The sequence below is a fragment of the Magnetospira sp. QH-2 genome, assembly GCF_000968135.1.
Lineage (GTDB): Bacteria > Pseudomonadota > Alphaproteobacteria > Rhodospirillales > Magnetospiraceae > Magnetospira.
In genome coordinates, this window is record NZ_FO538765.1 from 1,344,026 (window position 1) to 1,357,583 (window position 13,558).

The following is a 13,558-nucleotide window of genomic DNA, read 5'->3' on the forward strand; positions in this document are numbered from 1 at the left end:
CAACATTGTCAGCGGTTAATACAAAAGCATGCTTTGATTTCAATGGTCTATGTTGAAATCATTCCAATATGGTATCGAATTACCTTCCGCGGTGGATAAAAAAGACCCGGTCCGATTGGACCGGGTAAAGGTACTCTTGAGGGACGGTTATAGACTAACAAAAGCCTTCTGATATCGCTGTGAGCCTCATCACTGCGTCGGGGAATTTTCCGGCGGGCGAGTCCGGATCCGGTCCTGGATCAGGCCGAAAAAGGTAGCGGGCGCGCCGTCCCCCGCATAGTGCCAGCCCAAATGCCAGCCACAATCACTGCACAAAGCCATGCGCCAGACATATCCGGAAAACCAGGAGAATTGGCAGCTTGGCGGGCCCATGGGCAGGCAGCCTTCCGCCTGTTCGAAGCAGCCGATGCGAAATACCACGCCGGCTGGATTGAAGACCACATGATCATGATCGCCGCGCAAAGAGATCCGCCAGGCCTCCCGGGTAACCGGATGATCGCAGTGCGCGCAAAAGAGGCGGTCGTCTGATAGGCCTTCGGTGCCAAGTCCATGGGTCGCATCGTCACCGGGCGATGGAGCGTCGGCGGGACGGTCGACGTCGAGCAGGATTGGGTTCAAGTGTTGGACCTCCTGCTATCAGTCTAACCCGGAAAGACTTTAGATCACGTCGTGTTTGATTCCAATGGGGTCGCGTGTGTCCAACGGGTCCGATTGGACACACGCGAGGCAAAAAGAAACCCGGCTGCTTCGCCGGGCGGAGTTGCTCTTGAGGGATGAACAACATAGCACGAGGTGCCTTGCTCATCCGTGATGGCGATCACAGTGCGGACTTTAAATCTTGTTCTTCCGAACAGCCTGTTTAAACGTCTCGCGGTCTTTTTCCAGCTCGAACATCATCATGAGCTTGTACTGACGGGCCCCGGTTGCATGAGTGACCAACCCATTGAACTGATAGGAATGGCTCCCTCGGCAATAGGCATGCAGCCAGGAGTCCAAATCGTCCATCTTACCGTTGTAGGTAAAATCCACCTGAAAACGCTGGTTTGTAGCCATAGTGCGCAACTCCTCTCTTGGAGAGATCGGGGACTTCCGAAGACCGGAAGTCCCACCAACGCACTATGGCATATGGGGAGTTACCTATTTCTTTACCACCAGCCACAGGGCATGGATCACGCCGGGCAGGAAGCCCAAGAGGGTCAGCAAGATATTGAGCCAGAAGTGCAGGCCGATGCCGACGGTCAGAAACGCGGCCAGCGGCGGCAGGAACAGGGCGAGAATAATGCGGATGATATCCATGGGATGCTCTTTCGAAAAATGGAATGTTGAACCTTGCCTAGTCTTCTCTTATTTCAAGATCAAGGGCCAAGCGGAAAAAAGACCGCGTGAGTCCGTTGCCCATGGGGCGTCTACAGAGTAAGTTGGCCGCTCTTTTTCTTCGATTCTACCCTATTCAGGAGGTTTTTATGGCCGATCAAGTGCGCGCCTCGCATATTCTTCTCATGTACGCCGGTTCGGCGCGTTCCACCGCCAGCCGGAGCAAGGAAGAGGCGTTGACGGAAATCGAGGCCCTGAAGACCAAGCTGGCCGAAGGCACCGATTTTGCCGAGTTGGCGCGTAATCATTCCGACTGCCCGTCCGGTCAGCAAGGCGGGGACCTGGGCGAGTTCGGTCGCGGATCCATGGTCAAGCCCTTCGAGGAAGCCGCCTTCGGCCTTGAAGTGGATGCCGTCAGCGATGTGGTGGAAACCGATTTCGGTTATCACCTGATCCAGCGCACCTCTTAAAATAACAGGGCCCATGTCGGACCCGAAACTGACCGCCAAGCTCTGGGTACAAGCCTGTATCCGGCGCTGTGGCGTGCAGGCCATTCCGGCCATGGTGGTGCGGTCGGGAGATACCGATGCGGGCGCCATCCTGTTGCGGCTCAATATGTTGAATGGCACATCCGTGGTGCTATCCCAGACGCGCACAGCCGAAGGGCAACGCGCCTGGATGCGCGGCACCGGTCCGGACCCGGTACCCGACGCCGATGCCGATTCCTATATCGAGCGCCAACTGCGCTACGACCCGGATATCTGGGTGGTGGAGGTCGAGGACCGACAGGGGCGTCACCCGTTCGACGACCCGGTGATCTGAACGTCGCGTTGGCGACGCGCACGACACTTTCTTCCCGACCCTGTTAAAAAAATGACGTAATAGGCCCAAGGCATCCCCATGTGTTAAAATACTTGGGGGGACACTCGAACGGAGGGTCCCGCAATGGCCGACGAACGAGCGTTCCGGATTAAAGAGAGCACCTACGGCTGGTGCGTGAAGCTGTTCGGCGCATTGGAAAAGCGCCTGGGCCTCAACATCAAGGTGCACCCGAACGAAGACCTGCTGTCTGACGGACAGATCTTTTTGTTCAACCATTTTGCTCGCTTCGAGACCATCATCCCCCCCTATATCCTGCTGCGCGCCAGCGGCACCCACTGCCGGACCATCGCCGACCGGCGGCTGTTCGAGCTGAACGACCGGTTTTCCGCTTTTTTGCGCGGGGTCGGCGCGGTGCCCAATGATCTGCCGGGGCTGCTGCCCTTCCTTGCGGCCGAGGTGCTGCGCGGACGCAAGGTGGTTGTGTTTCCCGAAGGCCGCATGGTCAAGGACCGCTTTATCGGCGACGATGGCGAAGGGCTGCACCATCACCGGGGCGCCGCCGTCCTGGCCATGACCCTGGACCTGTTCAAGCGACGTATTTTGCAATTGCATCAAATGGGCGATGACCGCCGCATTGCCCACTGGGTATCGGCCCTGGGCCTGAAAGATACAGCGGAACTATTTGCCCGGGCTCTGGAGCCCACCTTGCTGGTCCCGGCCAATATCACCTTCTATCCCATCCGGGTGCGGGAGAATTTCCTCAGCCGTACCATGGAGCGATTCAAAGGCGACCTGCCGCGCAATCTATCGGAAGAACTGCTGATCGAAGGCAATCTTCTGTTCAAAAACACCGACATGGATATCCGCTTGGCCGAACCCATGCGGCCGCGCGGCCTCCGCCATTGGTGGGAGCGCTTCCTGCTCAGCCGTCAATTCGAAAAGATCGCCTCGTTGGAAGACCTGTTCGGACTGCGCGAACAGGCGCTGGGTCCGGCGGAACGGCTGTTGAACCGCTGCCTGGACAAAGAAATGCTGCGGCTGCGCGATGGGGCCATGACCGCCATGTATGCGCAGACTACGGTCAATCTGAGCCACTTGGCGTCCTGCATGACCCTGCATCTGCTGGGCCAAGGCAAGCGGCATGTGAATCGTCTGGCCTTTCATCGGGCGCTCTATATCGCCTTGAAGAATTTGCAGGCGGCCCGTGGGGTGAGCCTGCACCGCAGCCTGCATTGGCCCGACCGCTATCGTGGCCTGCCCGATGGCAAGAGTCCCGAATTGGACCGTTTCCTGGCCACCTGTCGCGATGCCGGACTGATCGCGGTCACCCCCAGTTCCTATACGTTTCTGGACAAGCTGGCGCGGGAGCATCGCTTCCATGATGTGCGAATGGAAAACCCGGTGGCGGTCTATGCCAACGAAGTGGCCGCCCTGCCCATGGTGCGCGAGGCGGTGGAGGATGCCCTGCGAACGGCGGACAGGGTGACCGAGGCCGATCTGGCATCCTTGTTGTTTGACGATGAACTGCGGGCCCGGACCTGGAATACCCGGTATTTTCATAAACCGCGTTTCGCCGAAATCAACGACAAGGAGACCGCCACCGCATCTGCCGATCCATACTTGCTGACTCCGCCCGGAGCGCGGAGCACGGGTGTGCTACTGATCCACGGTCTCAGCGGGTCGCCGGCGGAAATGCGGCCTCTGGCCGATAAACTGAAAGCCGCGGGATATCCGGTGCTGGGGCTGCGCCTGGCCGGCCATGGGACCTCCCCCCATGATCTTGAAGGACGCGTCTGGGAAGACTGGGCCCATTCCGTAGGGCGGGGGTACCGGATTATCGCAGCGCTCACGGACCGGGTGGTGGCGGTGGGATTCGGCACCGGTGGCCTGCTGGCCTTGACCTTGGCCGGAGAGCAGCATTGCCGATTGGCCGGTGTGGCCTCCATTTCAGCGCCGGTGGTGGTGCGTCAGCGACAATTCGCCCTGATGCCCTGGATGCATCGCCTCAACCGCCTGGCCAGCTGGGTTCCGACCCTGGACGGAATCAAGACCTTTACCGACAACGAAACCAGCCAACCGGATATCGATTACCGTTCCATGCCGGTGAGCGCGCTCCGCGAGTTGCAGGGGCTGATCGACGCCACCCTGGCGCGGCTGGACTACATCCATATTCCCGTCACCCTGATTCAGGGCGAAGACGACCCGGTGGCCGATCCCACCGGCGCCCGGCGTCTGTATGAGCGGCTGCCGGGAGAAGCCAAGGACCTGTACCGCCTGAGCGCGGCCATACATGGCATCCACCAACCCGAGGCCGAAGAAGCTCGGGAACGGGTGAGCCAATTCATCAGTTGGATCGACAGCGGCACCCCCCGCCTGAAGGAGACCGGATGATGACTATTCCCTTCAAGACCATGACTCCCTGGACCCCAGCCTACCCGGACGGATTGGATCCTGACCTGGACCCGGTGGTGGCGCCGGTTCATGACCTGCTGGACCAGGCCGTGACGGATTTCGGCGATCGGCCTTGTCTGAACTTCCTCGGGCGTCGCACCAGCTACGCCGAAGTGGGTGACCTCGTGACCCGGGCAACCAAAGGGTTCCGGCAGTTGGGGCTGCGCCCGGGGGATCGGGTGGGGCTTTGTCTGCCCAACTGCCCTTATTTCGTCATCAGCTACTTCGCGGTGCTGAAAGCCGGGGCGTCGGTGGTCAACTTCAATCCTCTGCTGACACCGAATGAGATCCTCGACCAGGTGGTGGATTCCGGCATCACCATGATGGTCACCCTGGATTTGAAGGCGCTTTATCCCAAGGTGGCGGCAACCCTGCGGAAATCGGCCCTGCGCCATGTGATCGTTTGCTCGTTGTCCGAGGCCCTGCCTCCGGCCAAGGGTATGCTGTTCCAGTTGTTCAAGCGCTCGGAGATCGCACCGGTCCCCAGGGACCTGTTCAATGTGCCGTTCGATCTTCTGGTGGCCAACGGTGATGATCCCCGGTCGGTTGAGATTGATCCCCTGAACGATCCGGCGGTGATCCAGTATACCGGCGGCACCACCGGGCAGCCCAAGGGCGCGGTGCTCACCCATGCCAATCTTCGCAGCAATACCGAACAGGTACGATTGTGGATGGCGCAAGCCGCTCCGGGGCCGCAGAAGATCCTCGCGGTGCTGCCGTTCTTCCATGTGTTTGCCATGACGGTGATTCAGAACATGGGCGTCGCCACCGGGTCGGAACTGGTCTTGCTGCCCCGGTTCGATCTGATCACGGTGCTGAAAACCATCGACGCGGAGAAACCGACCATCTTCCCGGCCGTGCCGACGATCTATAACGCCATCAACGGCCATGGAAAACTGGACCGCTACGATCTGTCGTCGATCAGGTTCTGTATTTCCGGTGGCGCGGCCTTGCCCGATGAAGTGCGCCGGAAATTCGAGGATTTGACCGGCTGTGTGCTGGTAGAGGGCTATGGCTTGACCGAGGCGGCGCCGGTGGTGACCTGTAACCCCTCCTGGGGCGGCGGTCGGGCCGGGTCCATCGGCATACCACTGCCGGGTACCGAGATCGAGGTGCGCAGCCTGGACCATCCGAGCCAGCCGGTGGACCCAGGCGAGAAAGGCGAGGTCATGGTGCGTGGGCCGCAGGTCATGGCCGGGTATTGGAACCGCGAGGCGGAAACCGAAGCGGTTTTAAAGGACGGTTGGCTGCGTACCGGCGACGTGGGCCACATGGATGCAGATGGCTTCGTGTTTCTCACCGATCGGTTGAAAGACGTGATCATCTGTTCCGGGTACAACGTCTATCCACGAATCATCGAGGAGGCACTGTACCGTCACCCAGCGGTGGACGAAGTGGTGGTCATCGGCATTCCCGACGACTATCGCGGCGAAGTGCCCAAGGCCTTTGTCCGGCTGCATGACAAGGTGGTGGTCAGCGAACGCGACCTGCTGACCTTCGTCGAGCAACATCTCAATCCCATCGAGCGGCCGGTGGCGGTGGCCTTCCGCGACGAACTGCCAAAGACCCTGATTGGCAAGCTGTCGAAAAAGGAATTGGTGGCCGAAGAGGCGGCGAAAAGGGAGGCCCTGGGAAAGGATCAGAGCTATGGATGAGTTCTATTCCGTCGAAAGCCTGGCCGAGACCTGTGGCACCACCCCCCGGGCCATTCGCCTTTATGTGGAAAAAGGCCTGCTGACCCCGCCTCGGGCCGGGCGGACCTATGTCTTCACCGCCTCTTCGGCGCACCGGGTGGCGGCCATTCAACGTATTCAGCGCCTCGGGTTCTCCCTGGGCGAGATCCATGACCGCTTTGCCCGGGCCACGCCTCGGTTGCTGGAATCCATGATCGAACGCATCGAAGCTCTGCGCCGCGACGCGGAACGGGAGCTGAAAGACCTGCATCACGACCGGGACGGTCTGCAAAATCTTAGACGGGAGGCATCCTCATGATTCCCATCGTCATCGCCGGATACCTGCGAACGCCGTTTACCGTCGCCAACCGGGGTGCCTTGGCCCGTGTTCGGCCGGACGACATGGCGGCGCAAGTGATTGAATCTCTGGTTCGACAGACTGCCATCGACCCGGAAGAGATTGAGGATCTGATTCTCGGCTGTGCTTTCCCCGAAGGAGAGCAGGGACTGAATCTGGCCCGCATGGTTGGCTTTCTTGCTGGACTGCCGCCCACCATTGCCGGGGTCACCGTCAATCGTTTTTGCGGCTCTTCCATGCAGGCGGTCCACATGGCCGCCGGGGCCATGCAGTTGGGAGCCGGGGAAGCCTATGTCTGTGCCGGCGTGGAGTCCATGACCCGGGTACCCATCGGCGGCTTCAACCCCATGCCTCATCCGGGCCTGCATGCCCGCATGCCCCAGGCCTATATCTCCATGGGCGAAACGGCGGAGAATTTGGCCCGCTCCCACCATATCGCCCGCGCCGATCAGGAGTCCTTTGCCCTGAGCAGTCAGGCCAAGGCCGCCGCTGCTTTGGCGGCGGGGAATTTCGACGGCGAGATTGTTCCCATCAAGACCCCGGACGGTTCCATGGTCACGGCGGACGGCTGTCCACGTCCCGAGGGCACGGCGGAGGATCTGGCCAAGTTGGACCCGGCTTTTGCTTCGGATGGCACGGTGACCGCTGGAACATCCTCGCCCTTGACCGACGGGGCGGCGGCCTTGCTGGTGACCACCTTGGACTATGCCGAACGGCGGGGCCTCACCCCTTTGGCCAAGCTGCGGGCCATTGCGGTGAGTGGCTGCGCGCCGGAGATCATGGGCATCGGACCGGTGGGCGCGACCCGCAAGGCCTTGGGGCGGAGTCAACTGAATTTGGGTGATATTGGAGTGATCGAACTCAACGAGGCCTTTGCCAGCCAGTCCCTGGCCTGCATTCGGGACCTGGGTTTGACGGAGTCTCGGATCAACCTGGATGGTGGCGCCCTTGCCCTGGGACATCCATTGGGCGCCACGGGGGCCCGGATCGTCGGCAAGGCGGCGCAACTGCTGCACCGGGGCGAAGGCAGCCATGCCCTGGCCACCCAATGCATCGGCGGTGGACAAGGAATCGCGACCATTTTGGAGGCTGTTCCATGAGAGGCGACGGTATCCATCGGGTCTGCGTCATCGGTGCCGGGGTGATGGGCGCCGGAATCGCAGCCCAGGCCGCCAACGGTGGAGCCCAGGTACTGCTGCTGGATCGCGACGACATTGCCCGCGAGGCCCTGACCCGGTTGCGTAAAAGCAAGCCAGCCGCGCTGATGCACAAGAATCTGCTCGGTCAAATCGTTCCCGGCAATGTGGAACGAGATCTGAAACAGGCCGCCGATTGCGATTGGTTTGTCGAGGCCATCATCGAAGACATGGGCATCAAGGCCGCCCTATATGAGCGGTTGGACGCGGTGCGGCGCCCGGGAACACCCGTTTCGTCCAATACCTCGACCCTGACCCGGGCGACGTTGATCCGGGATATGCCCGCCTCCCTGGCGCGGGATTTTCTGATCACCCACTTCTTCAATCCACCACGCTATATGCGGCTGGTGGAGTGGGTTGCCGACCCGGACCAGAAATTTGGCTCACTAAAGGATTTCATTGATCGCCGCATGGGCAAGAGGATCATCCGTTGCAAGGATTCCCCGGGCTTCATTGCCAATCGCATTGGCACCTTCTGGCTGCACGCGGCGGTGACCGAGGCCATCAAGCGTTCTATTGATGTGGAAACCGCCGATGCCTTGTTGGGGCGACCGGCAGGCGTTCCCAAGACCGGTGTTTTCGGACTGTTGGATCTGGTCGGGCTGGACCTGATGCCCCATGTTCTGGAGGCCATGCGCGAGGCCCTGGCGGTGGATGATCCGTTGCTGGATTTGGGGCCGATCCCTTCCTTGGTCACGGAAATGATCGCCGACGGCTATACGGGCCGCAAGGGGAAGGGCGGGTTTTACCGCCTGAACAACGGAGTCAAGGAAGTTCGGAGCCTGATCGACGGCAGCTATGCCCCGGCGCGGCGACCAAAACCAAAGGCGGCGCGCGGTGGCGGGCTGCGGGCCCTGATCAATCATGACAGCCCGGAAGGCGCCTATGCCCGGGCCGTGGTCACCCGCACGCTGGCCTATGCGGCGCGCTGTTTGCCGGAGATCGCCGAACGGCCCATTGATGTGGACGCGGCCATGCGGCTGGGCTATGCGTGGAAAAAAGGGCCGTTCGAGCTAAACGAAACCTTGGGGGCGGAGAAGATCTCGCTGCCCAAGCTACCGAAACCGGCGCTTCTGGACAGCGACCCCTGGGGGCTGGCGGATGTGAAGGCACAAGGCGCCCCGCTGGCCTCCAACCGTTCTGCCAGCCTGTGGGACCTGGGCCAGGGGGTGGCCGGGCTGGAATTCCATTCCAAGCTGAACGCCTTGGACCCGTTCTCCCTGGCCATGATGAACAAGGCCGTCACCCTTATCCCGCGTCGGGGGATGAGCGCCTTGGTGATCGCCAACGATGGCACAAACTTTTCCGTCGGGGCCAATATCGCCATGTTGCTTGTGACCGGCAAGCTGCGGCTCTGGCCGCTGATCAACTGGATCCTGTCCCATGGTCAGAAAACCTTCGCTCGGCTCAAGTATGCGCCGTTCCCGGTGGTCGGCGCGCCTTCTGGCATGGCCCTGGGCGGTGGCTGTGAAGTGCTTCTTCATTGCGACGCGCTGGTGGCCCATGGCGAGACCTACATGGGATTGGTGGAAGCGGGGGTGGGGATCGTCCCGGGCTGGGGCGGCTGTAAGGAAATGCTGGGTCGCCTGAGCGAAATGCCCGCCATTGGTCGGGGGCCCATGCCCGCGGTGTTGAAAGCCTTTGAAATCATCGCCACGGCACAAGTGGCGACCTCGGCCATGGAGGCGCGCGATCTGGGGTTCCTGCGTTCGGACGATGCCATCGTCATGAACCGAGACCGGTTGTGGCTGCAAGCGCGGGATCGGGCCTTGGATATGGCTCCAGGGTACCAACCGCCGAAGCCGAGAACGCTGCATTTGCCGGGATCATCCGGGCGCGCGGCGCTGCTTATGGCCATTGGTGATTTTGAACGTAAAGGCCTGACCACCCCCCACGACGTTACCGTGGCTCGTGCCTTGGCCAGAGTGATGACCGGGGCCGATACCGATCCCACTGACCCGGTGGGTGAAGACCATCTGCTGGCCCTGGAACGACAGGCGATCTTGAGTCTGATCCGCACCCCGCAAACACGGGCACGGGTCGACCATATGTTGAGAAAAGGAAAGCCGTTGCGCAATTGAACGAAGGAGGCCGCCGTGACCATCATGTTGATCCTTTCCGCCCTCGCGGTTTTCCTGATCCTGGCCTATCGAGGACAAGGCTATTGGGCTTGGGTGCTCGGCGGCTTGGCCTTGATCGCCGCCGGTGGGCTCCCGTCCTCGGTGCCTATGGCCGTGGCAGGCCTGGTCCTGGCTATGCTGGTATTGGTGTTTGGTCTGCCTTTCTTGCGGCGGCGGCTGGTTTCAGGTCCTCTGATGCCGCTGCTGTCCCGGTTGCTGCCGCGCATGGGCGAGACCGAACGCATCGCTCTGGATGCCGGGACGGTAGGCTGGGAAGGAGAGATGTTCTCCGGTTCCCCCGATTGGCAACGGCTGCACGAGATGAAGATCTGCCCCCTGTCCGATGAAGAGCAAGCCTTTCTGGAGGGACCGGTCGCGACGCTGTGCCATCTTCTCGATGATCATGATATTCATCGGCGCGGCGATCTGCCGCCGGAAATCTGGGACTTCATTAAGCGTGAGCGGTTCTTCGGACTGATCATTCCAAAACAATATGGAGGTCTGGGATTTTCCGCCGCTGCCCATTCGGCGGTGATCATGCGCCTGTCCGGGTGCAGTGTCCCGACGGCGGTAACGGTGATGGTGCCCAACTCCCTCGGCCCGGCGGAATTGTTGTTGGCCTATGGGACAGAAGAACAAAAAGACCGATACCTGATGCGTCTGGCCACCGGCGAGGATGTGCCTTGCTTCGCGCTGACGGAGGCCCATGCGGGCAGCGATGCGGCCAATGGACGCAGCCAGGGGGTTGTTTGTCGGGGGATCTGGGAAGGCAAGGAGGTCGTCGGTATCCGCTTGAGTTTTGCCAAGCGCTATATCACCCTGGCACCGATTGCGACGGTGGTCGGCCTGGCCTTCAAGCTTTCCGACCCCGATGGATTGATTGGCGAGGACCCGGAGCCGGGAATCACCTGTGCCCTTTTACCGCGCGAAACACCGGGCATGCGTATTGGCGGGCGCCATGATCCCATGGGCGTCCCGTTTCTCAATGGGCCGGTGGAAGGCGAGGATGTGTTTATCCCGGCTTCTTTCATCATCGGCGGTCCGGAACAGGCCGGGCAAGGCTGGCGCATGCTGATGGAAACCCTGGCCGCCGGGCGGGGGATTTCATTGCCGTCGCTGGCCGTGGGTGCGGCGCAGCTGTCGACTCGGACCAGCGCCAGCTATGCCCAGGTGCGCGAACAGTTTGGCCTACCCATCGGCAAATTCGAGGGCATTCGCGAGCGATTGGAACGCATCGGTGGCTTGACCTATGCCATGGAGGCCACAAGACGACTGACCGTCGGCGCGGTGGACAGCGGCGAAAAACCGTCGGTGGCCTCGGCCATCGCCAAGGCCTCCCTGACCGAAGCCATGCGCGTGACCCTCAACGATGCCATGGATATCCAGGGCGGCGCCGCCATCTGCCGGGGACCGCGCAATATCCTGGCCCGCGCCTATGCCTCCATTCCCATTGGTATCACCGTGGAAGGGGCCAATATCCTGACCCGCTCGCTGATCGTGTTCGGGCAGGGTGCCATGCGTTGTCACCCTTACTTGCGGGCCGAGTTGGAGGCGTTGCAGTCAAGGGACACCCAGGCCTTTGACCGGGCCCTGTTCGGCCATCTCAATCACATGGTCCGCAATGGCACGCGTGCCTTTATGCTGGCGCTTGCACCAGGGCGCGGCGGGGAACGCAGCCTGTCTCGGCTGTCGGCTGCCTTCGCCCTGATCGCCGATGCGGCATTGATTTCCCTGGGCGGCGCCATGAAGCGCAAGGAGCGGTTGTCCGGTCGTTTAGCCGATGCTTTTGCCTGGCTCTATATGGGGTCGGCGGTGCTCAAGCGCTTCAATGACGCCGGGCGCCCCAAGGCCGAGATGCCATTTGTCCATTGGACGCTTAACCGGGCGCGGATGGAAATCACCGCGGCATTGGCCGGAACCCTGGCCAATCTCCCCAACCGACCGCTGGCCTGGGCGGTGCGATGGATAACCTTCCCCACCGGATATGGTTCGGCGCCCTTGACGGACAAGCTGGCCGACAAACTGGTGGAAGCTTTGCTGAACGATCCCGATGTTTTAGATCGACTGACGGGGGATATTCTTCATCCGGCCCCGGACAAGCCGGGTCTGGGGGCCTTGGAACAAGCGTTGCGGCAGATCGATGTGGCGGCACCCGCCAGGGAAAAGATGGCGGCGATCCGAAAGGGGACTCTTGCTTCAGACGCCTTGACCGACGCCGACCGCAAAGCAATCGACGCCGCGGACAAAGCCCGCGACGCCGTAATTCAAGTGGATGTTTTCGACCCGGAAGATCTCTATTTGTAGATCCCCGAGACGGTAACCTTGCCGACCGGGATAGAGGATCGACCGCCGTCGACCACCACCAACCCGCTGGGGGTCACGTGATGCTTTTTGGCGTCGGCCTCCAGGTCATAGCCGATGGTATCGCCCGGGGCGACGCGGACATTCTTGGCCAGGATGGCATTGCGTACCTTGGCGCCGCGACCGATCTCGCAATTGTCCAGAATAACGCTGTCATGGACTTCCGCGCCGGAATGGACCCGTACGTAGCGGCTGAGAACCGAATTCTGAATCAGGCCGCCTGACAGGATACAGCCCCCTGACAAGATGGAATCGATGGCCTGTCCGCGCCGTCCTTCATCGTTGAACACCAGCTTGGCGGGCGGGTCGGCGTAGCCCGCCGTCCGCAGCGGCCATTCCTGATTGTACAGGTTCAGCGCCGGATCGATGGAGCGCAGGTCCATCTGCGCCTCGTAGTAGGCGTCCAGAGTTCCCACATCACGCCAATAGTTTTCCTTGCCTTCTGGTTCGCCCGGGATGGTGTTGCGACTGAAGTCGTAGGCATAAACGCCATCGTCCTTGAGTAGCTTAGGCAGTACGTCGTGGCCGAAATCATGGCTGCTATCCGGGTTTTCCGTGTCTTCACGCAGGGCTTTCATTAACGCATCGGCGCTGAAGACGTAGTTGCCCATGGAGGCATAAATATGATCCGGACGGCCTGGAATGGTCGGTGCGTTGGGGTCTTTTTCGTGGAACGCAACGACTTTGCCGTCTTCCTCCGCCTCGATAACGCCAAACTCGCCGGCCCATTTCTTTTCTGTCGGCAGGGCGGCGATGGTCGCCACAGCGCCTTTGGCGGCATGGAAATTGATCATCTCGCGAATGTTCATGCGATAAATATGATCGGCCCCGAAGACCACCACCACGTCCGGCTGCGCTTGTTCCAGCAGGTTGAGGTTCTGGGCGATGGCGTCGGCGGTACCGCGATACCAGCTTTCACCCGCCGAGCGCATCTGCGCCGGTACCGGGATGACGAACTGATGCCCCAGCGCGCCGCCCAATGACCAGCCATCGGTCAGATGCTGCAACAAAGACTGGCTGCGGAATTGGATCAGCACATAGATGGAATGGATGCCAGAGTTGATCAGGTTGCTGAGAACGAAATCAACGATGCGGTATTTCCCGCCAAAAGGCACGGCCGGTTTGGCGCGATCTTTGGTCAAGGGGAAAAGACGGGTACCTTTGCCGCCCGCGAGGACGATGGCGAGAACTTTCAGCTGCATGAGTCTATACGGCTCCGAAAAAAGGCGGCCGGGAGGGGTGTTGCTCTTGGGGAGATCAGGA

12 protein-coding genes are annotated in these 13,558 nt (G+C 61.0%); 8 read left to right on the top strand and 4 right to left on the bottom strand.

Translation table 11 applies throughout. The features are described 5' to 3' along the window. Positions 1–189 precede the first annotated feature (189 nt). The 3 genes from MGMAQ_RS06285 to MGMAQ_RS20075 form a co-directional block, all read right to left on the bottom strand. A complete protein-coding gene (locus MGMAQ_RS06285) occupies positions 190–618 on the bottom strand; it encodes a cereblon family protein (RefSeq protein WP_052716181.1) in 429 nt (142 codons plus the stop codon). Between the two features lie 213 nt (positions 619–831). Then, positions 832–1,053 (bottom strand): hypothetical protein, encoded by a 222-nt coding sequence (locus MGMAQ_RS06290; protein ID WP_046020873.1) that lies wholly within the window; start codon positions 1,051–1,053, stop codon positions 832–834. An 84-nt stretch (positions 1,054–1,137) separates the two neighbouring features. Next, entirely contained in the window at positions 1,138–1,296 is a 159-nt protein-coding gene (locus tag MGMAQ_RS20075; RefSeq protein WP_046020874.1) for a YqaE/Pmp3 family membrane protein, read from the bottom strand. 167 nt (positions 1,297–1,463) lie between these two features. Here MGMAQ_RS20075 and MGMAQ_RS06300 point away from each other — a divergent pair, with 167 nt between their 5' ends. The 8 genes from MGMAQ_RS06300 to MGMAQ_RS06335 all read left to right on the top strand — a co-directional run bounded on the left by MGMAQ_RS06300 (position 1,464) and on the right by MGMAQ_RS06335 (position 12,238). Continuing rightward, positions 1,464–1,784, top strand: a complete 321-nt coding sequence (locus MGMAQ_RS06300; protein ID WP_046020875.1) for a peptidylprolyl isomerase — start codon at positions 1,464–1,466, stop codon at positions 1,782–1,784. A gap of 13 nt (positions 1,785–1,797) precedes the next feature. Continuing rightward, the gene (locus MGMAQ_RS06305; protein ID WP_046020876.1) at positions 1,798–2,136 is read left to right on the top strand and encodes a DUF1491 family protein; all 339 of its coding nucleotides are present in this window, start codon (positions 1,798–1,800) and stop codon (positions 2,134–2,136) included. Positions 2,137–2,259: 123 nt separating this feature from the next. After that, on the top strand, positions 2,260–4,527 hold the full coding sequence (locus MGMAQ_RS06310) for an alpha/beta fold hydrolase (RefSeq protein ID WP_046020877.1): 2,268 nt from the start codon (positions 2,260–2,262) through the stop codon (positions 4,525–4,527). Continuing rightward, complete coding sequence (locus MGMAQ_RS06315) at positions 4,524–6,242, top strand: long-chain fatty acid--CoA ligase (RefSeq protein WP_252508688.1); 1,719 nt, start codon at positions 4,524–4,526, stop codon at positions 6,240–6,242. Before MGMAQ_RS06310 ends, MGMAQ_RS06315 begins: the two co-directional genes overlap by 4 nt. Then, positions 6,235–6,579 (top strand): MerR family transcriptional regulator, encoded by a 345-nt coding sequence (locus MGMAQ_RS19410; RefSeq protein WP_052716182.1) that lies wholly within the window; start codon positions 6,235–6,237, stop codon positions 6,577–6,579. The genes MGMAQ_RS06315 and MGMAQ_RS19410 overlap by 8 nt, the downstream gene beginning before the upstream one ends. Then, a complete protein-coding gene (locus tag MGMAQ_RS06325) occupies positions 6,576–7,718 on the top strand; it encodes a thiolase family protein (RefSeq protein ID WP_046020879.1) in 1,143 nt (380 codons plus the stop codon). The genes MGMAQ_RS19410 and MGMAQ_RS06325 overlap by 4 nt, the downstream gene beginning before the upstream one ends. Continuing rightward, entirely contained in the window at positions 7,715–9,895 is a 2,181-nt protein-coding gene (locus tag MGMAQ_RS06330; RefSeq protein WP_046020880.1) for a 3-hydroxyacyl-CoA dehydrogenase/enoyl-CoA hydratase family protein, read from the top strand. Before MGMAQ_RS06325 ends, MGMAQ_RS06330 begins: the two co-directional genes overlap by 4 nt. A 24-nt stretch (positions 9,896–9,919) precedes the next feature. Continuing rightward, positions 9,920–12,238: an acyl-CoA dehydrogenase gene (locus MGMAQ_RS06335; RefSeq protein ID WP_082085563.1), complete on the top strand. Its 2,319-nt coding sequence runs from the start codon at positions 9,920–9,922 to the stop codon at positions 12,236–12,238. On the opposite strand, the gene glgC is transcribed toward MGMAQ_RS06335, so the two are convergent. Beyond that, positions 12,229–13,497 carry a glucose-1-phosphate adenylyltransferase gene (glgC, locus tag MGMAQ_RS06340; RefSeq protein ID WP_046020881.1) on the bottom strand — a complete coding sequence of 423 codons (1,269 nt, stop codon included), beginning with the start codon at positions 13,495–13,497 and terminating at the stop codon, positions 12,229–12,231. The genes MGMAQ_RS06335 and glgC overlap by 10 nt on opposite strands. Positions 13,498–13,558 lie beyond the last annotated feature (61 nt).